The 26,863-nt window shown below is 45.3% G+C and carries 20 protein-coding genes and 1 riboswitch; of the genes, 1 reads left to right on the top strand and 19 read right to left on the bottom strand.

Features of this window, described 5'->3' with window-relative positions:
* Positions 1-291: 291 nt before the first annotated feature.
* The 9 genes from J2736_RS01385 to J2736_RS01345 all read right to left on the bottom strand — a co-directional run bounded on the left by J2736_RS01385 (position 292) and on the right by J2736_RS01345 (position 8,665).
* Positions 292-1,164 (bottom strand): phytanoyl-CoA dioxygenase family protein, encoded by an 873-nt coding sequence (locus tag J2736_RS01385; RefSeq protein ID WP_310222794.1) that lies wholly within the window; start codon positions 1,162-1,164, stop codon positions 292-294.
* Between the two features lie 129 nt (positions 1,165-1,293).
* Positions 1,294-2,127: an AraC family transcriptional regulator gene (locus J2736_RS01380; RefSeq protein ID WP_310222792.1), complete on the bottom strand. Its 834-nt coding sequence runs from the start codon at positions 2,125-2,127 to the stop codon at positions 1,294-1,296.
* A 113-nt stretch (positions 2,128-2,240) separates the two neighbouring features.
* Complete coding sequence (locus tag J2736_RS01375) at positions 2,241-3,404, bottom strand: DUF4317 domain-containing protein (protein WP_310222790.1); 1,164 nt, start codon at positions 3,402-3,404, stop codon at positions 2,241-2,243.
* A gap of 200 nt (positions 3,405-3,604) precedes the next feature.
* A complete protein-coding gene (locus J2736_RS01370) occupies positions 3,605-4,366 on the bottom strand; it encodes a DeoR/GlpR family DNA-binding transcription regulator (protein WP_310222788.1) in 762 nt (253 codons plus the stop codon).
* Positions 4,367-4,444: 78 nt separating this feature from the next.
* Positions 4,445-4,993 (bottom strand): D-lyxose/D-mannose family sugar isomerase, encoded by a 549-nt coding sequence (locus tag J2736_RS01365; RefSeq protein ID WP_310222785.1) that lies wholly within the window; start codon positions 4,991-4,993, stop codon positions 4,445-4,447.
* The gene (locus J2736_RS01360; RefSeq protein WP_310222783.1) at positions 4,980-6,215 is read right to left on the bottom strand and encodes a carbohydrate kinase family protein; all 1,236 of its coding nucleotides are present in this window, start codon (positions 6,213-6,215) and stop codon (positions 4,980-4,982) included. Before J2736_RS01360 ends, J2736_RS01365 begins: the two co-directional genes overlap by 14 nt.
* Before the next feature lie 2 nt (positions 6,216-6,217).
* Complete coding sequence (locus J2736_RS01355) at positions 6,218-7,375, bottom strand: Gfo/Idh/MocA family protein (RefSeq protein ID WP_310222781.1); 1,158 nt, start codon at positions 7,373-7,375, stop codon at positions 6,218-6,220.
* Between the two features lie 29 nt (positions 7,376-7,404).
* Entirely contained in the window at positions 7,405-8,238 is an 834-nt protein-coding gene (locus tag J2736_RS01350; RefSeq protein WP_310222779.1) for a class I fructose-bisphosphate aldolase, read from the bottom strand.
* Positions 8,239-8,326: 88 nt separating this feature from the next.
* Positions 8,327-8,665, bottom strand: coding sequence for a helix-turn-helix domain-containing protein (locus J2736_RS01345; protein WP_310222777.1), 339 nt, complete (start codon positions 8,663-8,665; stop codon positions 8,327-8,329).
* Between the two features lie 118 nt (positions 8,666-8,783).
* Between J2736_RS01345 and J2736_RS01340 the strand changes: the two genes are divergently transcribed.
* Positions 8,784-10,340, top strand: a complete 1,557-nt coding sequence (locus tag J2736_RS01340; RefSeq protein ID WP_310222775.1) for a GGDEF domain-containing protein — start codon at positions 8,784-8,786, stop codon at positions 10,338-10,340.
* A 47-nt stretch (positions 10,341-10,387) separates the two neighbouring features.
* Here the strand turns inward: J2736_RS01340 and J2736_RS01335 are convergent, their stop codons facing one another.
* From J2736_RS01335 to J2736_RS01290, 10 genes are all read right to left on the bottom strand, one after another.
* Positions 10,388-11,005, bottom strand: coding sequence for a polysaccharide deacetylase family protein (locus tag J2736_RS01335; protein ID WP_310222774.1), 618 nt, complete (start codon positions 11,003-11,005; stop codon positions 10,388-10,390).
* 14 nt (positions 11,006-11,019) lie between these two features.
* A complete protein-coding gene (locus J2736_RS01330) occupies positions 11,020-15,951 on the bottom strand; it encodes a sugar-binding protein (RefSeq protein ID WP_310222772.1) in 4,932 nt (1,643 codons plus the stop codon).
* 141 nt (positions 15,952-16,092) lie between these two features.
* Entirely contained in the window at positions 16,093-17,631 is a 1,539-nt protein-coding gene (locus J2736_RS01325) for an extracellular solute-binding protein (RefSeq protein ID WP_310222770.1), read from the bottom strand.
* A gap of 71 nt (positions 17,632-17,702) precedes the next feature.
* Positions 17,703-18,584, bottom strand: a complete 882-nt coding sequence (locus J2736_RS01320) for a carbohydrate ABC transporter permease (RefSeq protein WP_310222768.1) — start codon at positions 18,582-18,584, stop codon at positions 17,703-17,705.
* Between the two features lie 11 nt (positions 18,585-18,595).
* Positions 18,596-19,561, bottom strand: coding sequence for an ABC transporter permease (locus tag J2736_RS01315; protein ID WP_310222765.1), 966 nt, complete (start codon positions 19,559-19,561; stop codon positions 18,596-18,598).
* A 91-nt stretch (positions 19,562-19,652) separates the two neighbouring features.
* Positions 19,653-21,380: a sensor histidine kinase gene (locus J2736_RS01310; protein WP_310222763.1), complete on the bottom strand. Its 1,728-nt coding sequence runs from the start codon at positions 21,378-21,380 to the stop codon at positions 19,653-19,655.
* A gap of 111 nt (positions 21,381-21,491) precedes the next feature.
* Entirely contained in the window at positions 21,492-23,108 is a 1,617-nt protein-coding gene (locus J2736_RS01305; RefSeq protein ID WP_310222761.1) for a response regulator, read from the bottom strand.
* Positions 23,109-23,431: 323 nt separating this feature from the next.
* Complete coding sequence (locus J2736_RS01300; protein WP_310222759.1) at positions 23,432-24,451, bottom strand: GGDEF domain-containing protein; 1,020 nt, start codon at positions 24,449-24,451, stop codon at positions 23,432-23,434.
* Positions 24,452-24,589: 138 nt separating this feature from the next.
* Positions 24,590-24,685, bottom strand: a riboswitch (cyclic di-GMP riboswitch).
* 65 nt (positions 24,686-24,750) lie between these two features.
* Positions 24,751-25,077, bottom strand: a complete 327-nt coding sequence (locus J2736_RS01295) for a helix-turn-helix domain-containing protein (RefSeq protein ID WP_310222757.1) — start codon at positions 25,075-25,077, stop codon at positions 24,751-24,753.
* A 190-nt stretch (positions 25,078-25,267) separates the two neighbouring features.
* Positions 25,268-26,800 carry a methyl-accepting chemotaxis protein gene (locus J2736_RS01290; RefSeq protein WP_310222755.1) on the bottom strand — a complete coding sequence of 511 codons (1,533 nt, stop codon included), beginning with the start codon at positions 26,798-26,800 and terminating at the stop codon, positions 25,268-25,270.
* Between the last annotated feature and the right edge of the window lie 63 nt (positions 26,801-26,863).

The following is a 26,863-nucleotide window of genomic DNA, read 5'->3' as shown; positions in this document are numbered from 1 at the left end:
TAACGTTACGGGAAAACGCTAATCCGTGCTAATTGGCGACCAACTGAACAATAACGTTATGCGATAACCCTAAAAGCTCCAAAATCGAAGTTTCCTGCGTATTTCAACACTTTAGCGTTATACCATCCACTAGCGTGGTCTTCCAAGAAACGAAAAAAGGAACTTAGCAGGTACCATGTATCAAACCGCTAAGCTCCTTTTTCAGTCCCTTATTTACTTTTCCAACGTAGTTATCTGCCTCAATCATTAGCATAACTTACTTCTGGGACAGCCCCATTTGTTGTTTGTGTTCTAACACTCCGCGCCTGTCATTTCATTGGTGAACATCCGTTTATATTCCTTTGGGCTAAGCTTGCTTGCGGATTCAGGCGCGTAGTGAACTTGCAAGGCACGGCGGCGCTTCGCAGAGAAATTCGGCGGCGTTCCGTGGTGAAGCAGCCCGTGAAAGATCAGGACGCCTCCTGGTTGCAGCGGAACAGCCATATCATGCTCAACCTGCACCGTGCTATCACACAGCTGCCAATCACGGACCGCATAGTGTGGTGCACCGCCCTCACGATGTGAGTAAGGGATGATATGCATACAGCCATTGTCTAATTCAGCAGGATCAAGCGCAGTCCATAAGCCGATAACTGCTTTGTCATAGGCAAGTGGGCCATAAGCCATATCTTGATGCCAAGGCTTCTCCGCACCACCTGTTGGCGGTTTGAGAATGGCTTGATCCTGCGCAACCTTGGCATTTTCACCAAACAGCTTACTCAACGCTTCCATGATGGATGGGTGATAGGCAATGTCACGTAAGCGCGGTTCATGATCAATATAATCACTGAGCTTACGAGCGGCTAGCTCGATCTCTTCTAACGTTTTCAATTCATTGCGCGGCTTGACGAATTGGATCTTCGTGCCGGTGGAGGCACCTGAGAGTATATCCATGACTGCCGCCAGCGAGGTGTTTACTTCCTCCATGGATAATGCTTGTTCTACGACCAGATATCCACGTGCCCAAAATTGCTTCACATGCTCCTCCGTCAAATCACGCAAGGTGGAAATACGATTGTCTTCAACCTGATCATACCGATACATCGTATTTGCAATCGTATGAGCCAATTGACGCTCTTCCTCATTATCATAAGCATAAAGTGTCTTCTGTTCATTCGTTGACATGCATGCTGCCCCCCTCTTCAAGCTTGGATAAAATGTCATCCTATCTAGCTTTATTGTAGCTTAAGAGGGAATTGAATGAACATGGCTTAAGTCTGTGATTCTTTGTACTTAAACGTCTTTTCTTAACAATTATAAAGTTTTCTTCTCTCCATGAGATCTAGGTTGAACACCGTCAAACTTGAAGTGGGAAGGCGGAAGACCATAATGCTGCTTAAACTGCTTGCTAAACAAAAAAATCGAGGAATAGCCTAGCGTTTCAGACACTTGCGACACATTCATTGACGTTTGCGAGAGTAAATATTGGGCCCGCTGCAGTCGAATATGCGTGATATATTCTTTTACCGAAATCCCCGTAACCTGTTTGAATAATTTAGATAAATACCCGGGTGTTAATCCTACTAGTTGTGCAAGCTCTTCATAGGGCCTACTCCGTCCATTGTCCTCTTGAATGCGTCGCATAACCTGGGATACAACTTGACGCTGTTTTTTGGAAACCGAGGAAGTAGGTAACCCTTGAGCTTGTTTTCGACTACGATATAATTTCATTAACATTTGTTTCATCAAACAGTCAAACTCCTGAGCCGTCCATTCATCCTTCTTGAACTTCGTTTCCAGTACCTGATTTAACAGTTGCTCAAGCTCGTAAACTTCCTCAAGATAAATAACTCGCTCAGGCAGCAGTTCATCTTTGTAAGGAGCAGCTTCCTGCTCTACTGTAAAATGGATAAAAACAACCGTCAATCTATTCTCGGGGTCTTGATCAGCTTCGGGTTGGTCACCGGGATGCACAAGGAAACAGGCACCTTTTTGAATAGGGTAGGCAATCCCATTGATACGCATCGTACCCTTGCCAGCTAAAGCACACCACAGGTCATAATCTTCCAGCGGAGCCGTACGCCAATTCCAGCCAATCTCACATAAGGCTTTTCCACTATTATTAACGTCTATGATACTAAATTTCACTCAGGTCGCCTCCCTTTTGGGCAAGTTGGTGTAAACGCTAAGCTAATTTTTAATCTCAATAAAATGGCATTCGTAACAGCCGCGGCGCTCCGTGCCTATGCGAGTTCCTTACTCTATAACGTCTCTGAAGTCAGTGTAAACCCTTCAATCACGACATCCTCGTCAACCTCGATCATGACACATCGTTTCCCTTGATAATTCACCTGTCTCACGAACTTTAAATCTTGCGGGCTTACCGTAATCGTCGCTACCTTCGTTTCGATCTTAATCGATTTCGACGTGAACTTTGGCATCACACTGCTTGCTTTGAGTTCGTAGTTTTTGTCGTCGACGACGTTTTGAAACGCGCGTTCTACTCTTTCCACCGTTACGTTTTCAACACCACTCGTCGCTAGAATACGTTCCACGTCTTTGTAGTCCAACTTCGGAGGCTCTTCCTCCTCATTCGACTCGATGACCCGATGAATTTCCTCGTACACATGAGCGATCTTCGCAGCATCCAGCTGATCGCCTGCCAATTCATTTACGATGTCTTCAAAAATAGCTCTCTCTTCTAACGCTGTCACTGTTTTCTCAGCATTTAACACTTGGTCGATGAATTGCCAATTCGGTTCATGCGCTCTCCCCGAGCAATACAGGATGCGATTCACATCGGAATAGTTGTCTGTCACACTCGGATAGAAAAAACCTTGTTCCGGCGTATTCAATTTAATAATCGGATCTACGAAAACATTATATTTAAATTCTCTCTCCACATAGTCAAACATGAGTGTTTTCTTCTGTTGTTCCGTGGAATTCACGCTACACAGGATGAATAGATTCGAGAACATCTCATTCTTTTCGCTCTCCATGGCATCTTCATTCCTGCTCTTGGTTGGATTGGCGTATTGGCCGCGAACAAAAGTAATCACCGTATCCTGTTCGTAGACGGTATCCGTGAGCATTTTCTCCACCAACAAAAGCATGAGATCTTGCCATTCTTCCGGGTTCCCCGTCACTAAACCTTGATGAAGAAGTACCTTTGTAGGCTGCTCCGCTTCCTCCTGAAACTTCAACTCATACATCTTCTGATCTAGTTCGCCGGTCAACAGTTTTTTGAAATTAGCCATATATAATTCCTGCTTCTCTCTGTCAACAAAGGAAAATGGTTGGCGCTCATAATGGTAAATCTCATTAGTTTCTTTCATGATATACACGTTGAAAATATCGTGAATTTTAAGCATTTCGTTATCCAATTTAAAATGTTTACGAATGTGAGCGATTTCTTTCTTTATCATGGTTCGATAGACAACTCCTAAGAAGTGAAATTTGTCTTTCTGTGCGTTCGCACCAAAACAAAAGCCCTTCGTGAGAAGGGCTTCCAACTTTACTTCCTGTATGTTAAATCATATTGATAGATTTCTCAACCTATTTGAAAATCTATCTTTATCCTGCTATCTGAAATCAGTCGGAATGCGCTCAAAAGACGTAAGGTCTGCTAAGAACAAACCAGCATTTGAACTTCACTTTCTTTCAAAGCCTCGTGAAGTTCACCTTCCGGATACCTGTCTGAAATAATGCGATGAACGTCACCGATTTCAGCAAATGAGAATAGATCCCGAACGCCATACTTCGTGTGATCCATCATCATATTCACTTCAGACGCTTGTTCCAAAACAAGCCTTTTGATTTCGGCTTCATGCATATTCGAATTGCTGAATCCATGTTTGATCGTGAACCCTGTAGTACCAATAAATACGCGGTCAAAAGCCATTTTGGCAATCGCGACGGAAGCGACTGGCCCTACGAGTGTCGAGGTTTTATCCAGGAGCATGCCTCCCACGACAATCGTAGGAATCTGCTTGCCTTGCAGCTCCGCAGCAACATTAAGTGCATTAGTAACCACCGTGATTGGCATATTCGGTGTTAGATATCTGGCAACTTGAAGTGTCGTTGAACCTCCATCCAGAAAGATGGATTCCCCTTCTTTAATGAGCTGTGCTGCTCGGAGGCCCATTTTCATTTTTTCTTCCATCATGACACCTGTACGATCCTGCAAGGCAATATCCTTGCCCATGAGGATAGCACCACCAAAAGTTCGTCTAAGCATTCCCATCGTCTCAAGTTTCTCTATATCACGACGTATTGTCATTTCAGTGACATCAAACATTTCTTTCAATTCAGCAATTCGAACCTCGCCATCGAGTGCCATCCGATCTAAGATTTGCTGCTGCCGACCATTGATTTGATTTGTTAGCATGGAGAACCCCCGTTGATGTTTCTTTTCACCTTATTATCCCAATCATTTTACTGAGGTTCAACCTGATTTCATCGAGCCCTACACATCTTCATGAATGCGGGGCATACGTTGAATGCGCAGATCCGTAAAAATATCCAACTCATCCCGACTCGTGCTTGAAAATTCGGAAATGACAGCCCCGTCATCACCAGCTTGAAACCAATGTTTAATCCCAGGTTCAATCGTATATTGCTCTCCCGGATGGAGGACGATTTCGTTCATGACGGTATAGGAATCCTCACTGCCTGATGGCACAATGGCTGCTATCTCTGGTGCAGGATCCCCTTCCACATATAAATAGACGACCCCTGCACGACAGCGAAAGGTTTCCATTTTACCAGGTTCGTTCGCAATACTAGGATGAAGATGCTCGGGACAAGTTTGTCGCGGAAATAGTACTAAATCTTTGGCACAATAACGATCGGTATTGATATAAGTAATGAGCTCCAGCCCTTGTACCTCAAGCTGTCCCAGTCCAAAATCTGCCACTTCAATGCGCGCAATTTCTTCCTGAGTGAGTTGAATGCCTAATGATGTCAAGATCTGTTCAGCCCGCAGCTGAGCTTGCCCAATTTCACTTCGCTTCATTCGCTTCAACGCCCTCTTTCGGAGACTTATGATGGGGTCCTATCCAAATCTGATCCTCATGCAAATGCCAATTGACCAGCTTCAACTTCGTCGCGCGCTTCTTCCATCCTCTGTACATTCGGTCCTGTACGACTGCCATTTCAGGTATGCCACTGGTAGCATCTGCCTGTTCAACATTACAAGCACCCACGCCAACGGCGCTCTGCAGTGACTCCTTCAGTGTTAATCCCCTTGTCAGACCGAAAAGGAAACCTGCAATGGTACAATCGCCAGCTCCTGTTGTACCTACGACATCGACTTCATAACAGGAGGATATCATTTCGCAGTTTAACCAATCATCGAGCAGATCTTGCTTGGGAGAACAGAATCCCATCTGCGCCAATCTCTTCTCATCTGAAGTTGTTCGTACGTATACCCCATGCTCACCTAGCTTAATGACCACAATCGCCACTCCCATCTGGATGAGTTCAGCGGATAATTGAGCTAATAATTCAACATCTACATAAGACAACAGGTCGCCATCTGGACTTGCTTTTTCCATAAGGTCGTAACGCTCTCGGTCGAGCATATACACAATTTCCTCAAAACTAGGTAAAAACACATCAACAAACGGCAGGGATTTCGTCAGAATGGCTCGCCAGTTAGCCCTTCCAGCATCGGATTCTGGATCAGGTTTGGCCAAATCAAGTGATACCGTCAATTCACTCTCTTTGACTTTCTTTAATAAGGATAGGAGTTCCCCACCCTCATTCTCGAACATTCTCTTCATGAGAGGTGGATAACCAAAATGAAACAGCTTTGCTCCTTGCAAGTGTTCCTGTTTCAAATCAGAAGCCGCATACGTATCATTAGTTCCTGTCGAGTGAAGAAACATCCGATCCATATTCGGTGGACTAATGACGATGGAATAGGAGCTATTCCCCTCACGGGAAATAATCATTCCCTCGACAAGCGAAGCCTCCTGCTGCCTCAACAGGGTAAGTATAGCTTCACCGAAGGGGTCCGCACCTATCTTCCCCATTAATTTCACCTTGCTTCCCAGACGGTGAAGCGCAATTCCGGTGTTCGAAACCGCACCTCCGGTCGAAATAACCGCTGGGCCGATATTCACAAGCTTCCCAGGTGATAGCAGCTCAGCTATACTCGTTTGTTTCTCGTCCATCGTTGGAATAATATCCAAGCAAATATGTCCAGCCACGACGACTTCCGCTTTGCCGCTCACAGTTATTCCTCCCAATGTAGCGCAATGGTTTGACCCGTTCGATTGGACGCTAACGCGGCTGTAAACACCTGATGACTAGACGCCGCTTCTTCTGGCGTAGCGCAATAAAAAGGCTGCGCCATCTCCTTACCATGTGTTAACTCATCACAGAACGCGGCCCACATCTGCAAGATCGAATCCGAGAAGCCGAACTCAAAGATAGCTCCAGTAATGGTGCTGTACGCCGATTTATAAGGAGCATCAGTCACATGCCAAGACTGTACTCCGCCAGGGCTATAAGGCAATGAACTCACTTGCTTAGGATTCTTCGTAGTAAATTCCGCTGAGAATTTCGTACCCGTGATTCGAATGAACCACGTATTCGCATGTCCTGGGGCAATACGCTTGGTCGAGATGACCATCGGAAATTGCTGATCACCGGTGTCAACTTCACAGGCCAATATCGCATTATCCCACGTTTCGCAAGGAACCATCTCTCCCTTGCCATCGGGCCGCTCTGGTACAATTTTAGATAAAAGTGCTCTTACAGATTTCGGTCTCCAACCAAAACGCAGGGGCAAATGAAGAACGTGCATCCCTAGATCGCCCATACAACCATATTCGCCATTCGTAGCGATACGCCTCTTCCAATTGATTGGTTTCGTAGGATCCAAGTCACTTGAATGCCAGAATCCAGCCTCAACTTCAATGATCTTTCCAAATTTATTCGCAGCTACCCACTGAACAATCTGTTGAACACCTGGGAAGAATGGAAATTCAGAAGAGCAGCGGACGATGACATGCGGATTTCGTTCAATGGCTTCCATAATCAATGTATTAGCCGCCTGATCGATACCGAATGGCTTTTCACCTAGCAGATGTTTCCCAGATTCAATAATATCGATATAGATTTGAGCATGCAGATTGTGTGGAACCGCACAGTAAATCGCGTCTATATGAGGGTTAGCAAGCATTTCCCTATAATCGGTATAGGTGGCTTCCACACTGGATACGTTGTCTTGGAACCACTCCGTCGCTGCGGGGTTGGCATCACAGACAGCTACGATTCTGGGCTCACTGTCGATCTGGGTAAGATGGCACCATCTTGCTGCGCTGCTCGCAAATTCTTTGCCCATGAGTCCGCAACCGATAACGCCAAACCGAATGATTTTCCTTTTCAAAATGTGATCCCTCCTCCTAGTACGTAAAGTTATTGACGCAATAACACCAGTGCCTTTTCTTCTGATGCCCCATGATGAACAATGGCCATTAAAGCTTTGGTCATGCCAGCTGGGTTCGGATGTTGAATGACATTGCGGCCATATACAATACCCGATGCGCCTTGCTTCATCAGCTCCACCGTACGGCTCATAATTTCCTCATCGCTTGCTCGTCCTCCGCCCCGTACGAGGACTGGAATACCCGAAGCAATCCCAATGACTCGATGATATTCTTCCACATGATCACAAGGGTCCGCTTTAATCACATTTGCACCTAGTTCAACTGCCTGCCTGACGAGCGGCATGATCTTGTTAATATCGCCATCGACCATATAACCGCCCCTCGCTTCATTAGCTAGCATGACTAAAGGCTCCACCATGAGCGGCATGCCATACTTTTCACATGCTGTTTTGAGCAGTGATACATTTTTCACACATTGATAATGAAGTTGGGGTTGATTCGGTAATTGCAACAGATTCACACATACAGCCACCGCATCCATCCGGACTGCTTGCTCAATAGCGTTGTCGATCAGTTCGCTAAAAAGAAATGTAGGAAGCACCTGCCCATAAATATTGGCAACATCTGTACGAAGAACAAGACCTGGTTTGTTTCTTCCCGGTATGGCTTGAAGATGGTTGGCTTGACCTATGCTCAGCTGGATACAGTTAGGACCCGCATTCACAATGGTTTCGATGGCTTGCTTCATATTTTCGATCCCGGTTAAAAATTGAACTTCATTAAAGAAGCCATGATCGATGGCCACATCAAAGCATTTCCCCTGTTCACTAAACATGCGATTTAATCTTGGTTGAACAGACATGTTTATCACCCTTTTTCACGTGTTTTAAAATAACATCATTAAGTTCGTTTATAACATAATAGTAGGTTGTTTTATAACATATGTCTATCTATTTTTCTAAGGTGGCACAAAATTGGCTCAGGCTCGTGCCGTTTTTTTTCTTAAACATTTTTCCGAACGTGTGAATATCACTGTAGCCAACACGTTGTGCAACCTCGCTAGGTGTCAGCCCTTCATGAACGGCCAGCTCTTTCGCCTTCTCAACCCGAAGATGAATCTGGTATTGAATAGGCGTCATCCCGTACGTCTGTTTAAACTGCACGATTAAGTAATCGCAGCTAAATCCGCAAAGTGCTTCCAGATCTTTAATTTTTACCTCTTCGGCAAAATGCTCAATGATGTAGTTTTTGACCAGCACTAACCTTGTAGAATTGTTCCGTTGCGCCACGGTTGCCTCTTGTTTAGAAGAGGTTCTTCGATGATTTATTGCGCCAATAGTAAAATTCGTGCTACTGTGAGAATGGAAATTTATTATTTCACTCTGCCATTACGATGAGGAATATACGATGAACGAACTATTCATGGACTTCTTAACGATTCTGCTCCCTACTTATTTCTTTTTCTACATGGCCTTTACCTTAATACATCGAAATATGAAGAGCATGCTTAACCGAATTGCTGCTGTTCTCATGTTTGCTTTTCAGTTATATTTTTTAGGGGAATACATTAAAACGTCATTATTGCCGCAATATCAAATGCAGATCGTCCTTTACGGAAACAGTCCGATGATTCTACTGGTCATATGCTGCTTAGTTCACTTGAGCATTCTCATGGGAGGACCCTCAGTTTCATCCTTAAAGCGATTCTTGCCACTCGTTTACGCAGCACCGTACGCATTATGGGCTATATTTTTAATTAGCAAGGATCATAGGGTCTTATACAACGCTGCAGTGACGGATGGACGAAGCCCCCTTGATCCGCTATTTCTACTCATTACCGTTTCTTTTATTGCAGGCTATATCCTGATTTCCGTTGTCATTCTCACAGTCTCCTGGTATCGTGCTCGCGATGTGTTGCATAGGAAAATTCTTCTTTCTCTGCTTCTCAGTTTATTCTTGCTTTTTACCTGGTTTGTCTTGGTCACCCTTCTCTTGCAATCGAAGTTCGTCACTGCACGAAATGCCATGATCTTATTTTTTATCGGTTATTTGTTCTGGGGGGTTGCACTTCGTCATTTGATTGGTAAATACGACATTATGCCCGATTACCGCAAGCTCTTCCATCATCTATTCAAGTCGGCCCCTACAGCTATTCTTCTTCTGGATCAAAAGGGAGCCATGAAAGAAATGAATCCAAAGGCGCAACAATGGCTTGATGGGATCCTTGCTTCTGACATGTTGAACCATTTTCAGTTCGGTGATGGGCTGAGTCTAGCCGCCAGATTGGCGTTGGTTGAGCGGGAGAGTGAAGTTCAGTGGGAGGCAAAGTTGGTTACACCGAAAAAAGGTGATTTGGATATGATAATAGGCCTAGAATTGATCGAGGAGACCAACGAGAAATTGTATGTGATGCATCTTACTGACGTTACTTCGTTGAAAGATACAGAACGTAAATTATTGGAATCCGAGCAAAGCTACAAATATATTGCACACCATGATTCATTGACCAATTTATATAATCGCGCGGCCCTTCAGGAGCAAATACTGCAAAAGATAGCCAATCATGAATTTTTTGCCCTCATCGTAGTCGACTTGGATAGTTTTAAACCAATTAACGATGTACACGGGCATTTCGTAGGTGATCTTTATCTGAAGCATATGGCACAAATTTTAAAAAGTTGCTCTGAGCCTGGTGATCTCATAGGACGAATCGGTGGAGACGAGTTTGTTTGGGTCATTTCATCCATAGATGAGCACAGCGAACTAGACACGACTATGAATAGACGATTATCACTTTTATACGAGTCCCCCTTCCAATATGAAGATATCACAATCCCCATTTCGTTTAGTGCTGGAATCAGTCTATACCCGAGAGATGCGGCGGATGTTACAACATTAATGAAGAAAGCGGATGAAGCTATGTATAAAGTGAAACGAAGCAGGAAGAATGGTTCCGTGCTTTAAAATAGAAAACGGAGCCTGCTACCTGCAGCGCTCCGTTTTTGTTGTTCCTATTCTGATTCCGCCATTTGCAGGAGCTCACTAACCGTGACAAGTTGATAACCGAGTTCCGTTAATTCCTTTGCCAAGATTCGAACAGCCTCTACCGTTTGCGAGCGATCTTCAAAACCATCATGGAAGAGAAAGATGCTCCCGCATCCGATGTGCTCTCGGGTTACCTCCAGAATATGTTCGACGCCGGGCATCTCCCAATCCCTTGTTCCCCCGTTAAGAGCTCCGATGACTTGATAGTCAAATTTGGCTGTAATCTCGTGAACTTCCAGATTGTAATCCAAGTAAGGAGGACGCATAACAACTGGCCGGGAACCCGTAACCTGTGTAATTAATCTGTCCGTATCGAGAAGTTCTTGTTCACATGCCTCCAAACTAATCTGGGTCATAAAAGGATGGGAGTAAGTATGATTCCCTATCTCGTGTTTCCTGATATGAACATCAAGAGCTGTCTCAGGATAAAGTTCCATTTGTTTTCCCATCATAAAAAAAGTAGCACGGCCGGATACCTCTTCGAAAATATCTAACAATTGAGGCGTATACTCGGGGTTAGGGCCATCATCAAATGTAAAAGCAATCGCTTTTTGCGTTGTTGATACTTGTTTAATTATATTCATCCATTGAGCTCCTCTTAAGGTAATACTAGTTTCAACTCTCCGAATGCAGAGGTGCTCGACCAGTTATTCGATGTACCTGCCCAGACCGTTTGGCTTAGCCGCCCGTTTCCATCGTCCTCGTCATTGTTCGCAATGTCAAAGCCGATTATCATCCCTGCGGATGGTGTAAGGCCCAGTGAACTCCACGGAATCGCCATCTCCACACTGTATCCATTTGTCACTGATGCCCATGCATGCTGCACGCCATTCGTGAGGCTTCGCGCCTCGAACAAAGAAGTGTCGTTCCAACCCTTGATGAACTGCCGGTCAAAACCGTCATATGTCGCGCCTTGGTTATGATTGCCGTCGATATAAATCTCGACGGAATCGTCCGAATAAGGCTCTGGCGAGTTGTTGTACAAAGCTCCGTCTAAGACAGTAACTCCGACATACAAATAGGTCTCATCCCATAATACCCCAAATTGTGCCGAGTTGTTAGAGGTTCCGAACACGTTTTTGTTCGCTTGATTCCCGATAGACCAAGCCGTTTCGCTCAGCGAGCCATCTACTACGATGGCGGCATTCGTTTTGGTGACAGGGATCAGCGTGTAGGAAGCATCCATCATGACATTGACTGCGTTACTCGCTGCAGACCAATTATTTTCTGCGTCTTTCGCTATTACAGTAAAGGTATAGCTCGTTCCCGGCGTTAAACCAGTGACCGTGTAGGTCATCGAAGTGACGGTTGCAATGAGATTGCCGCCGTTATAAATCGCATAACCTGTAACGCCCACATTGTCCGTAGAAGCCGCCCAGGACAAATCTGCGGTCCGATCCGTGTGTGAAGGCGAAGTCAGATTCATCGGAACTGTCGGCGGTTGCGTATCACCTGTTGAGACAGCGGATAGTTGCAGGCTTCCGAAAGCAGCTGTATTCGTCCAGTTGTCGTTCGTTCCAGCCCACATCAGCTGGCTTTCACGGCCCGTACCGGTGTCGCTGTCATTATTTGCTACATCAAAACCGATTGTCATTCCAGCAGAAGGTGTAAGGCCAAGCGTGCTCCACGGAATCGCCAACTCCACGCTGTATCCACCAGAAATCGGAGCCCATCCATGCAGCACTCCGCTCGGCATCACTCTCTGCAGCCATAAAGTACTGTCATTCCAGCCCTTGATATACTGCTGATCATTGCCGTCATACGTGGTCCCCTTATTGTTGTTGCTATCGATATAGAGTTCGATGGAGTCATCATAATAAGGCAGCACAGAAGTATTGTACAGATGACCGTCGATGACTTTGACACCTACATACAAATAAGAATTGTCCCACAGCGAGCTGAATTCCGCCGTATTGTTCGGAGTTCCCATAATAGGCTTCTTAATTGGCTTGAACGACGACCATACTTGTTCGTCCAGCACCCCGTTAACGTTGATAGCAGTGATCGTTTTCTTCGCTTGAAACAGATACGGGTCTGTCGTTACACCAAGCGAATTGCTTGCTCCCGACACATTGCCTGCTGCATCCCTTGCCTTCACACTATACATATAGGTAGTATTCGCCGTAAGATTGGTTGCGGAATACGTGTTGGACGTTACGGTTCCCATCAAAGTTGAACCTTGATACACCTCATATTGGGTGATACCGATATTGTCCGTGGATGCATCCCAAGACAAAACTGCTGTGGTTTCACTTTTAGAAACTAAACGCAAATTACCTGGAGCCGTCGGTGGTGCGAAATCGCGATCATGAACGACTTTTACATTGTCAAACTCAACACTTGTTTTGAAAGCATATAGACCCATTTTTCCTGAGGTCAGACTCGTATCTGTAACTGTTAATTCCTTAAACCCATTCACATATAAATCGAGTGTGCTATTGTTTAAAACCGCTGTGAACGCGTACACTTCATTCGTCGTCATTGTATAATTTTTTGCAGTCAGGATCGTGACAGCTCCGTTCACCGATTTGCCAATCTGCAGTTTGCCAGCTTTAATTCGGAAATAGTAGAAATTGTTTGGATCGAGATAGCGGGCCGTAATACCGGCTGCCAGGTCGATATCATTTTGCGTAAGTTTGATATTCGTTTCCACGCTATAGTTGGTATATGTGCTGGTATCGACGGTATTGAATGCATTGGTTGCCAGCCAAGAGGCTTGCTTGTAAACCTTGGACCCCCCTGATGTTACGACAGACCACGTACCGTTCGCAGGCGTCCAACCGTCCGCTACCCCATCCTGAAAATCGTCGCTGAACGCGAGCGTGCCTGGACCTGTCGCCGTCGTTGCAGCAAGCGTATTACTAGCTGTGGATGTGCTGTTTGCACCGTCTACGGAACGAACAGTAACCGAGTATGTTTGGTTCGGAAGTAAACTCGTGAGTGTATACGACGTACCCGAGGTCGCTGCCACTTGTTTGGACCCCACATAAATGTTATATCCGACGACACCAGCAAGATTCGATGGCGGACTCCAACTGAGGCTTAAGCTCGTGAGCGTCGCCGATGTGGTAATCAGATTCGTCGGAGGTGCCGGCGGAGGGGCAGTCGTCACACTAAGCGCATTGCTCGAAACCGAGAGATTGCCCGCTCCATCCTTGGCTTTTACCGTAAATGAATAAGCAGTACTCGGTGTTAGACCGTTTACGGTATAATTTGTACTGGAAAACGTTGTCGTGGCACCGACATATACGCTTCCGTTGTAAATGTTATACCCTGCCACACCGGTATTATCGGTCGAAGCCGTCCATGATAAGTTGACGCTCGTAGATGTTTTCGATGAAGATATCAAGTTCGAAGGACTTGTCGGAGGTTCCGTATCGGTCCCTTCACTCATCAAAGTGTCACCGTAAAAAACACCCGTTCCATTCGTTCCGATATAGACACGCCCCCATGTCTGACGGTCGCCCTCCATCGTATTGGCTTCAGCACCAATCGCTGGTTCAGCTACGTCAATCTTCACCCAGGTGACGCCGAAATCATCGGAGCGGAAAATACCCACGGTACTATCCACCTTGCCGTATACGAAGACCGTGGGGTCCGTAGAACCGAGCTTATTTTTACCAAATGCAAACAAAGTCGCCTGCTGCACATTTGCCAGTTGCGTCCAAGAATCACCAGAGTTGCTGGAACGCCAGAGACCTCCCCCATCTAGGCTGACCCATACTTCGCCTGCTTTGCCTGGGGCTGCCTTGATGCTGAAATAGGCAGGCGTTTTCGTAGGTATTGTCGGCATGGTCGATGCTACGTTCCAAGAAGCGCCTCCGTCTGTACTGCGGAATAATTTCCAAGTATTCCGTTCCAATAAATAGAACGTATTATTGTTAACACGGTCAGACGCTAATGGTTGGTACCAGACCCAAAAATCGTGAACAGCTCCAGAAGGCGCCCCTGTGCTAGAATTCCACGTTTGTCCCCGATTGGTTGAAAAGATTGGACTTCCGCTCTGCGGAACCCAGACCATCGTTTCGCTTCCAGCCGATACTGCGATGCGACCTGCCATACCAGGCGGATTGGGAAACGCCGACCAAGTTGCTCCGTTGTCGGTGCTGTAGCCGCCGCCTCCTGTACCGGCATACCGTGTGGAACCTACCCGAGCGATGAAATTCGGATTACTTTCTTGAAAGTCAATGGACACCGTATCGCCTAGCGACGGATTACCCAGTTTACCACTCGGATATGTCGTGAGGGATGTATGACGCATACCATCGACATCTGCATGCCCGCTCAGCAACGGTGCACCAATCGGCGTACTGCGCAGAGCAAACGTCACCACTTCCTCATGACCTTCTTCATACGTATACCAATGGGACGGTGTTGCTGTTATATCGTCTGTACGCCATGTACCGTAGAAGTCGGTTAACCATACCCGCTTCGGAAAATGAGGATCAATGGTCAAGGTTGATGTATTCGCAGAAAACCAATTACTGGTCCACCACGGAACATCCGGATGTTTGACGAAGGTGACCTGTGTCCAGTTCGTTCCTCCATTGACAGACCGATAAATCGGCGCTGGTGTGTTCGATCCGTCCTCAATGGCCGTCATGATGATGTTCGGGTTCGTAGGATCTACGGTAATTCCGTTGTATCTCCCCGTTGACGGAGGAGTAATATCGGTCCATACGCCGCCAGTAAACTTCGTAACACCAGATTCATAGGTGACATACATGGTGTCACCGCCTGCCAGAACAGCCCGACGAGGCGTTAGCGGACTTCCAGTCATCAGCGTCCATGTCGTACCGCCATTTACACTCTTATAAATGCCTGTACCTTTAACCCCGACATAAATCGTTTGTGTAGAAACCCCTGGAGATCCCGTACTTTTATCAAATAAAACGAAATTGAGTCCAGTCGGATTGGTTCCGAGTGTTGGGTAGTTCGTTACTTGCTCCCATGACCCAGTGCTAGCACCTGATGTGCTTTTCCACAGCCCGTCATAACGCGTTCCCATATACAGGACTTGACTGTTGTTGGGATCTACCACAAGTCGTTCACCTAAGTCTCGACCTGACCCATTGCCATAATGCCTAGGAGCAAACCCAGTTGACGTCCAATTCTCTCCGCGGTCGGTTGATTTCAGAATATCCGCAGGAGCGCCTACATAGTCATATTTGCCAGCTGCGACATAAACGACATTGGGATTCGATGGATCAAGTGCGATAGCATCAACGCCGTACAAATTGTATTTTTCTCTTGGAGTCTCATTTAATAATTGAATCCATTTATGATTGACTTCATCCCAGCGTAGGGCACCGCCGACGTCAGTGCGAATATAGACAAGATTCGGCTCTGTCGGATGAATCGCGATTCCGGTTACGAAGCCGCCTCCGCCGATGCGTACATTTTGCCAATTGTACGGTTCTTGCTGAGCAGCCTTGGCAGAATTTACAGACAATAGCTGCATACTAATTAACATGAAGAGCATCATGAATCCATAAAACTTCCACCTTTTCACAAATTCCAAAGCATTCATCCCTATTCCCTCCCATAATGGATATCCTCTTGCTTAACTTACAGCATCCATCCCCCTTTCCATACTCATCCTTTTCTAAAAAGGCTTAGCGGAAGCGGCAGTCTGCATCGCATGAGCGTCATCACAGACTGCCGCACTGTGCTATTTACGAGTTGTCACGTACCAAGCATTAATTTCATCGTAGCTCGTTTGGCCACCGGCTTTTTTGAATTTATCCGTAAATGCATCGAATCCTGTAAGCTGTTCGCCGCCAACAATGATCTTGACCGCATAATCGTTGACCATTTGGTTAAGCTGTGCATTTTCCTTCGAGTAATTCGGAAAGTAAGGTGCTAATCCCAACGGATTCTGCTTAAACACTTCTGGCTTCTGCAACTTGTTCAGGAACTCCCAACCTTTGTAGAGTCGATCATCTTTGCGGACGCGAGCTTGCCAGTAGATCGGATATTTGGTTTCGTCGATACCAGTCAAATAATTGCTGGCAGTTCCTCGCTCGTCATTGAAAATAGGCAAAACTGGGAAAAAATTTCCGTCTTTCACTGTATGGTGCGTACCTTCTACGCCAATCGCCATGTTTTTGAACGTATCCGGTTCTAACTTGGCGTCCATCCATTTGATCGCATCTTCCGGATGTTTAGAAGCTTTCGGAATAAATGTCAATCTATCAAATCCCGATGATTGTGCCAGACCTGCCTGGCCGTTCTTGCCAATCAATGCCGGAATGTAGCTATAGGTCGCATTCGGGAAGTTTTTCTTTAGGGCATCGTCGATCGTTGGAATGTCAGCCCAATGCAACACGATCGCACCCGCTTTGCCGTTTGTAAACTTCTCCTTCACTGTTGCATCTTTGTTAATCGCAAACTCTTGATCAAGCAATCCTTGCTTATACAAATCAGACATATAAGTCAAATATTCCTTAAACGCAGGATTCATAGCTCGGGGGATCAGCTTACCGCTCACATCGTTCCAATCGTTGACCATGCCAAAGGCACCTACGAGGTTATCAACCAACGGATTGTCGCCCTTAATAGACATTGGAATATTTTTAGCCCCGTTACCACCAGGGTCCTTCTCCTTGAACGCCTTAAGTACAACCAATAGCTCGTCAAGCGTTGTCGGGACTTTCAGACCCAGCTTATCCAACCAATCCTTACGGATCAGCAGACTCGTGCCGACGGATTCGAGGGTTCGCGTCGGAATGGCATAGATTTTACCGTCGACTTTGGCCATTTCCAGTGTCTCTTTGGACAGCGATGCTTTGATGTTTTTACCGTACTTCTCAATGAGCGGAGTTAGATCAACCAGTGCGCCTTTTTTGGCATAATCGGCGTAGATCGCTTTGGAACTGCTGTCCCCAGCTGTCGAGACGATATCATAAGGCTCCGAGGAGGCAATCAGAAGATTGAGTTTGTCTTCTGGCTTATCGACCGGAAGGGCTTCGTAATTGACTTTATACCCCGTCTTCTCTTCCAGCATAGCGGCAATTGGATCTTTAGCGAAGTTAGGTCCTAATCGCATAAGCGCTTTCAGTTCAGGCTTGGGGCCGGCAGTCGCTGGCTGCGTGGACGAGGCCGGCGTTGGGGAGCTGCTTTTCTCGCCTTCACTGCTTGCACCACAAGCGGTAAGAAAAATCAGGCTGACTGCGACAGGGAGTGCAGCCCATTTCATCGTTTTCTTCATTTGTTAACCCTCCTATATATTCTAAGATTTATCATTAAGCAGCGGTGGATTCCGCCGGCGTTAATGCAGCATTAACCTTTGACGGAACCAATCAATACACCTTTAATAAAATATTTCTGAAGGAACGGATATACGAGCAGGATAGGTACCGTAGAAGCGACCACAGTGGCAGCTCGGATGCTTTCCGGTGACACATTCATCAGATCATCTGCTGACTTGTTAAGCGCATTCGCCGTATCGTTCTCCATCACGATATCACGCAGATGTAGTTGAAGCGTTTTCAATAATGGATCGCTAATGTACAGCATCGGACTGAAGTAGTCGTTCCAAAAGCCTACAGCATAGAACAAGGCAATCGCAGCCAGCACGGGCATACTGAGCGGTAGAATGATGCGGAACAAAATCATATACGTTTTTGCTCCATCCATTCGAGCCGATTCTTCAAGTGCTTCGGGAAGACCTTCATAATAGCTCTTGATGACCAGCATATTGAAAACACTAATCATGGCAGGCAAAATGAGCGACCATAGATTGTTGAGTAGATGCAGCTCACGAATTAACAAGTAATTCGGAATTAGTCCTCCGTTAAAAAGCATCGTGAACACGAACAAGATCATGATTCCTGAGATACCAGGCAAATGCCGCTTAGATAGCGGATAAGCTGTTATGGCGGTCACCAATATGCTCAAAAGTGTCCCAACTACGGTTACGATGACCGAAATGACGAATGCCCGGCCAAATGCATAGGATGTGGCGACTTTTACGAGCGTATCCAGCTGAAAGCCTACCGGGAGCAGATTCACCTGTCCAGATACAAGCGCCCAATCCGAGCTGACGGATTTGGAGAACACGTGGATCATCGGCAATAAAGTAATGAGGCCTAGCACAATCATGAAGCCGTAGACGAAACTGTCTAATACCCAGTCGCTGAATGTTCTTTTACGGATTTGCATGTCAGGCCTCCTTACCATATTCCGCGGTTCAGCGTTTTTTTGCTGAGCCAGTTGCCGGAGATGATGAGAATAAAGCCAACGACCGAATTGAAAAGGCCGACTGCCGTGCTGAAGCTGTAATCCATCTTTCCGAGACCAATTCGGTAAACAAAAGTACCGATAACATCGCCGGATGCGTAAACAGTAGGGTTATACATTGTCAGAATCTGTTCTGTGCCTGCATCCAGCACCATACCAAGGCGGAGAATGAGCATTAGAATAATCGTCGGCACAATGCCGGGAAGCGAAATATGCCACATCTGCTGCAGGCGACTCGCTCCGTCGATGGAAGCCGCCTCGTACTGCTCTTGTTCAACACTCGCTAAGGCAGCGATGAAGATAATCGCGTTCCAGCCAATCTCCTTCCAGCCTGCTGTGAACACGACGACACTTCTAAATACGTGGTTGTCCATAAAAAATCGTATGGGATCGCCGCCGAACCATCGGATGACGGTATTGACAAGTCCGTCAGAAGGGGACAAGATCGTCATGAACAAGCCAGATATAATGACCCAGGACAAGAAGTGAGGCATGTAGATAATCGTCTGGATCGTCCGTTTGAACGCCGGGAACCGAATTTCGTTCAGCAGCAGGGCGATCAGGATGGGTATCGGGAACAACAACACAATTTTGTAAATACTGATGAGCAATGTATTCGTGAACACTCCCACAAATTCTTCAGATTGCATGAGCTTTCGGAACTGCTCCAATCCGACCCATTGGCTTCCTTTGATCCCGTCAAAAATGTTGAAATCCTGAAAAGCGATTAAGACGCCATACATCGGCGTGTATTTGAACAGCAACAGTAGAAGCAGCCCAGGCACCAGCAGTACATACGTATCTAGGTTCCGCCATACCCTTCGCCATCTGCTTTCACCCTTGCGGGAAAACTTGGTCTCCCCTGCCTTCCCATTCAAATGTGTGATGATTTCGCTCATATTGTGGTTGCACCTCCTGCACTTATGGCTTTATTGTACCTACAGGAGAATGCGTCATGTAGAGGGTAATCCGACACTTTCTAGTTGTATCCTACTCAGTTTGTTCCTCTTGCATCGCCTTGAGACGAACGATTACCACAGTCCCCTCACCAAGACGTGAACGAACCGTCAATCCATAATCGGAACCAGCCATAAGCTTGATTCTCTCGTTCACATTATATAGTCCATACGAGCTGCCATTTCCTTCTGCATGCTGTAAAGGACGCGAAGTAGACAACAGACTGGAAGCTAGCTGCTCGTCCATGCCGATCCCATTATCTGTGATGGTAATCTCAAGCACGTCCCCACTGCGCTTCGCATGAATGTTAATGATTCCGATTTTGCCCTTATTTTTACGTATGCCGTGAAGCAGCGCATTCTCAACGATGGGTTGCAGCGTCAGCTTCGGAATGACACAGCGACTCGCCTCCGAATCTGCTTCAATGACGAACTCAAATGTGGAAGGGAAGCGATTCTGTTGAATCTCCAAATAGACTCTGGCGAGCTCAAGCTCATCCACTACGCAGACATGATCCTTCCCTTTATTCAGGCTAAGCCGAAAATAATCAGACAGACTCTCAATCATGTGGCTAATATCTTCGGCTTCGCGAGAGATCGCCAACCAATTAATCGTATCCAAGGTATTATAGAGAAAATGCGGATTGATCTGAGCTTGCAGCGCACGAAGTTCTGCCTCTCGCTCCAGCATTTTTGAGCGGTAGGCCTCCTCCATCAAATCTTTCAATCGATGCACTAAATGATCGACAACTCGCTCAAGCAACCGGAAGTCGCCTCCCGGCTCCTCCAGCCCTTCGACACCTTCCGTGCGGATCGTCTTGACCACCGATTTGATTCGCCGGTTCATCCCGTTAATAACGAAAGCCAATAACATGAACACGAGGATCAAAAACATGATCGTCATGCCAACGACCGTCGCGATGCCGGACCACTGACTTAACGTTGTTGTGCGATGCGTCAAGCCCGTCTTGGGCACCTCTAGCACGAGACGCCAATCCGCAGCCCGGATGGGTGCACGTACTTCAAACACGTCTACACCGTTTTCAGACCGTTTGATGATTCCTTCGTCAGATGCGCTCGCGAGGGCAGTCTTTGTGCCGATCACCGAATGCTCCGCGCTGTAAATGATAGTCCCACTGCGATCCACGATATATACACGACTTTGCGCTGGAAAATTAAGCTCGGAAATAATTTCAGTTAGCATCTTCTCAGGAACATCAAGCATGAGCACTCCAAGACTCTGGGCAAAATTCCGCGGATGTCTCAGCAATCGAGCACAAGAAAGAATACGTGCAGGTCCCGAGTCCAGATAGTTTTCTTCGTAGATGCCCGTCCACACAATACTGCCGGCAGCGTTCATGACCTCATTATTCCATGGGCGATCTTTCAAGCTATCTAGCGGAAAAAGATTCAATAAATCGAATCCGTATAAATTCCCCGGATCGGTGAAAACACGTACCCTGACAATGTCTGGTGCCGACTGAACAGATTCGAGCAAGTTGCGCAGCTCCTTGGACTGAGCGATGCGTTCGATAATCGGGTAAGCAGGATCCAAATTTTCATACAGTTTATTATTCATAAATATAGAATTGGATGAATTCTGCACATTGTTAAGCCGCGAACTTAAATTAATACCTGCCTGTTTGAGCGTCTGCTGCATGGTCTGGGTCACTTCCTCTTGCAAAATCCGGGAGGACTGTTCATAGTAGACGAACAACATGATGCAGACTGGCAGGAAAATCATCAGACCATACGCGAGCATCCACCTCCTAGCCGCCACAACGCCTTCCCACAGGTTAGAGGGCCGTATCCTTCTTTTTTGCAAATTCCCTCTCACTGAATCACCCCTTTTGAATGCTACAGACTACTTCTCCTATTGTTGGTCCCGATAAGCGCTTGGGGTAAGTCCGGTCATTTTCTTGAACAGCTTGCTAAAATAACTCGGATCCGTATAGCCGACTAGCTCGCACACTTCGTAGAACTTGATACGAGGATCTGCCAGCAATTCCTTCGCTTTCGCAATTCGAACTTTCATCAAATATTCGTAAATCGTTTCGCCAGTCTCCTGCTTGAACAGTAAGCTGACGTAAGTTTGACTGAGATAAACGTAAGCGGCGATTTCCGCGATGGCCAAGTTCTTGGCGTAATTCTCAGAGATAAACTTCTGAATCTGTTCAATCACATTACTCGAACGTCCACTCCGTTTCTCTTGAATCCAGCAGCATATGCTGTAAAGGTAATCGCTTACAAAAGTTGTTAACTCGGCCATCGTTTCCAGCTTCAGGAGTCGATCGAGCGCCCACGCTTCCTCCTCTTCTTTTTCACGGGATAGCAAATTAAGATCAAGCAGCAACCTGCCCGCGAGAGCGATCATTTGCAGTCCTACCTGCCTGCCGTACTTAAACCCGTCCTTGCGAATTTGCGCCATCGGCTCAAGAATGCTTGCCATTTCAAACTCTACTTGTTGCTTTTCCCCCGATTTCAGAGCGGATACCAGTCGCTCACTCTGACTGCTATCGAACCGAATTGGACTGGCAACTCCAACTTCTAAACTGTCCATCGTAATCACTTGATTCTTGCCCATGTACCACTTTTGGTCCGCCGCATCGCGTGCATGCCGAAAAGACGCTGGCAGCATCCAGATATTATCGGCACGCTCGCCTACACCAATCGTAACGCTGATATTTAACCAGCGCTTCAGATTGTCGCGAATCTCCTCTGCCAGCAAAAGCAGCGCTGCTTCGGGGTCTTTCATTGGATCATCCAGCACTAACAGTCCAACGAATTCAGCCGCTCTGTTCTCGAATGCATACCCATGCAGGTACTGATCAATCAGTTCTTGAACGACGTTCAAGAGTGAGTAAGACAACAATTGCTTATCCCTCTCCGAGCGACAACTTAACATCTCCCTTGCATCATCAATGGTTATCACGAGCACCAGATATGGCGTTTCCATCGGCAGTTCCAGATTGAGAAAAGCAGCTCTTTCCCGCAGCACCTCAGGCTTGGCGTCCCCATCTTGGATCAATGCCATCAAAAATTTCTCCCTAAGCAGTGGCATACTCTGGGTCAATTTGACCTCCATATCTTTAAGACGTTGCCGATCCATCTCTTCCGAACGTAAGTCTCGCACGACACCTTCAATCACCTTTTGGAGCTCGGTTCGTTTCACTGGTTTGAAAATATAATCGGCAGCATGAACCTGCAAGGCCGAACGCAACAGGTTGGCTTCATTGTGGCCACTGATAAATACGATTTTCGTCTCTGGAAGCCGCTCTCGAATCTCCCTCGACATTCGAATACCGTCCATGACCGGCATCATCACATCCGTCAGCACGATATCAGGTTTCACTCGCTCGATCAGCTCTAATCCCGTATCTCCATCATCTGCTGTTCCAGCCAGAACAATCCCATAGTTACTCCACTCAACGAATTTGCTAAGCCCTCCCCGGACAGCAGGCTCATCATCGACAATGACCAATTTATACATAATTCCAGTCCCCTTATTAGAAAATGAAGGAAGATATTTCAAATAAATATAACAAATAACCTACTTTTGTTGCACACACCTTCTATTATAAAAGTTTTTGGGAAAATGCAGCAGGGGGGATCCTACTATTTCTGGTCGGATGTGACTGTTGTGTTGGAGAATAAATCTAACCTAAAGGCTAGTTCAATCGAGTTCGCAGTAACTTAAAGAGGAAGACCAGCGTTGCGGATCACCGTGTCCGCGGCAGCCAGCTCGAGAAGATGCGGCGCACGCTAGAAAATCAGTCATGCAATTATGTATTGTTATGACTATATAAGTTACGTTTAATCTTTAATTCCCTCCGTATCCAGTTCGTCTTTATATGCTACAATTTTATTCTTACCGGACCGTTTAGCGGAGTACATGCCTAGATCAGCTTGCTCGAGCAGCTTCTCAGGGCTTATACCATTACGGGATATACTGAATCCTATGCTTAAGGTGACATTACTCTCTCTCTCTACTCTAGAACGGAAGTTCTCTGCCCACTCTTCAATACGCGAGATCGTATCTTTATCATCAATTACAGCAATGAGTTCTTCACCTCCATAGCGCCCGGGAAAACCAATTTCATCTGTCTCTTCTTGTAAAATTTCAGCGACGGTCTTTAATGCAGCATCCCCAGCATGGTGGCCAAGGGTATCATTGAGCTGCTTAAAATTATCAATATCCGTGAATACGATCACACATCCCCCTTTTTCCACACATTGCTTAATCCTAGCGCTGATAGCTTTACGATTGTACAGTCCAGTTAGCCCATCTATTAATGATGAGTCCACAACACTCTGAAACATAGTTAGGAAACGTTCGATAAAGATTAAGAGCAGGATAGAATAGTAAATAATCGGTAGAATATCATTTGCAATTAGGATCCATTTTTCTGTTCGCCAAAGGTGGTCTGTTTCAATGTTTATCACAATAATAACTGAATAGATTATTAATGATAATCGGTATTTAATCATCTCATCTATATGAGGGCTGATAAGTATCCAGGAGATACATACAGCTGCAAGTTCAATGATGAAAAGTGATAAATCTGCATGGAAAGAACTGCTAAAGAAGAGTAAGAGTGGGATGAAAATCGCAGTAACCAAATAGTAAATTATGCTTCGTTTTATCTTATTGAGGTATGAAGCGTAAATTCCAATATTTATGTTCATGAACATGATGGCACTAGCAATGTGCAGTAGTGATTTGGATCCTATCGAGGTCATTTTAAGGACTTCATATACCACTGCAAGTATCAGGCCGAATGTTAGTATCAAATATACTTGTTTTTTTCTCAGTCGAAATAGTCTTAATGCCATAATGAGCATTACAATTAGCAAGATACAACAAATTGTAATGGTGTAAAATTGGAACGTTATTTGCAAACATATGCATCTCCTTATTTACAAATTAAAGAGGATTAGTTCAATTCTTTTTCATGCAAAAAACAAGCCTCTAAAGGTAACCCAGCTATCATCCCAGAATGAATATGTTCCTGGCTTAGACCTGTGGCTTTGCGTCTCCACCTTTCGATGGATTTGCCTTTCTTCATTATTGCTTGTTTGCGGGTACTTTTCACTTAGAATTTACGCGGTTTAGCATACAAATCTATCTGAGATCATCGCTGAAAATAAAATGGCTCCGACATATTCTCTTCATTTTTAAATATATTGACGAGAAGCAGGTTGAAAGAGTCTCGATAAATAAATGCTTGAAGCTCCCGAATGGAATGTGTTCTGGTTTTAAACTTAATCTTAGTAATATGATTATTCAGCGTTTTTTCAGTGATATGGAGTTGTTCACCTAACTCTCTATTATTGTTTCCACAAACGATCAACAGGCTCAATACCTCAATCTCCCTCGGAGTAAGACAAAACCGTTCCTTAAACGTATTGAAGTACGCATTAAATACGCGTGACTCTACAATTAATCGGTTTACTATCATCGCTAGATTCATTCTCCTAACATAGTAAGTATGTGTTTCAAAATCTCATTAAAAATGTTTCCGCAATGCGGGCTATCACGCAGACAAATAAGCCCGACATAGGTTACACGGGCAATGACATCTCTCTATAATTTTCAAGAATAAAAATGGAAATGTCACAGAAACATTGGAATGGCGGTCCTTTACAAACTTAAGCAGAAAATTGTTCCTGTAACGTTTTGGAAAGCTCCTTCAAACGGAGTAACTCTCTATTAATGTGGTAAGAAGTATTCGATTGGGTTTCTGTAGTGCTATAAAGCTCTTGTACAGTGGACACGCTTTCTTCGGTGACCGCTGATATGTTAGTCATTTCATTAGAAATCACTTGTGACCGCAGTTCAATATGTTTCACAGATTCATTAAGGGCTTTAACAATCTCAATCATCTCGGTAATGGCCTGGTTCATTTGCTCCAAACTGGATATCGACGCTTCTGCAAGTACAACCGTGTGAGATGTGGCTTGTCTTCCAACTTCAATCTGGGTTAAAGATTCTTCACTTTCCTCTTGAATATTAGTTAGAATTGCCTTTATTTCATATGTAGCCTTATTACTCTGCTCAGCTAATTTCCGAATCTCACTGGCAACGACCGCAAACCCCCTGCCATGTTCCCCAGCTCGAGCTGCTTCTATTGAAGCATTTAAAGCTAAAATACCCGTTTGGCTAGCTATTTGTTGAATCGTGGTAATAATATCCCCTACTTGGTGAGAAGACTCATATAAATTTTGCATGGTGTCCGTCGTTTGGTGTATCGCATTGGATACGATTCTAACTTGCTCAAACAAAGGTTCAATATTATTTTGGTTGTTATGCATCGTTGTTGCTGTTGTAGCAGCCGTTGCTTGCAAGTCAGAAAAGGATTGGGAGTTCTGCTCAATCATCTCATTAATACTGTGCAGATTAGTCTCCATATTGCTTAGTGATTCGCTTTGATATTCAAGACCTGTAGACACTTCTTTAAAAGTAGCCAGCATATCATGATTAGCCACAATGTTATTTTCAGATTTCTCTGAAATGATTACAGATGCTTGTTCTAATTCTTGAGAATGTTTTCGTACCGTTTCGAGAAGCGCTTCAGCTTCTTTTTGTTTAATCGCTTTTTCCAATTCTACTGCCCTCATAATTCTTTCCTTAGATACAACCTGGAGACTTGTTGCACCGGACGTTAAGATCAGGAAAATAGCGTGTACAAGAAGCATTACGAAGGAGTAATCGCTACTCCCAAAGATCAACTTAGGCACAAAGAAATATCCTAAAACATGCTGCAAGGCGAAAATGCCTGTCATAAGGGCAATTAGCTTAATATCTTCATAATAGGCTACTATGGCAACCACCATAAATATAGAAAAATGCAGCTCTATCCCCCCTCCCCCACCAGCAATAATAGAGATACTAGAAAACGTAAGAACTAATGTATTAAGCATTGGTATTAGGGGTTGATCTGTTTGCTTACGATAAAGAATATACGCTACCCCCAAGAAAACCACGGGAATAATTAAAAAAATGCTCAGTGCGAATGAATAGTATTGACCGGTATCATGACCAGTAGCCATATTCTCCATCGACATCATGTGTCCCATGTTTTTCATAAAATTAAATTTTCTATACAATAAATGGATGATAAAGCTGAGTGCTATGGTGCCCAAAGATACCTGTAACATGAACCTGTTCTTTTGTCCTGTCAATTTCCACTAGCCTCCTATTTTAATGACATATTGTAAAACGTGCATTCTGTACCGTTCACAGCT

Source organism: Paenibacillus qinlingensis, assembly GCF_031455095.1.
Taxonomy (GTDB): domain Bacteria; phylum Bacillota; class Bacilli; order Paenibacillales; family NBRC-103111; genus Paenibacillus_E; species Paenibacillus_E qinlingensis_A.
Note: the sequence above shows the minus strand (reverse complement) of the source record. Positions and strands in the feature narration are given on the sequence as shown.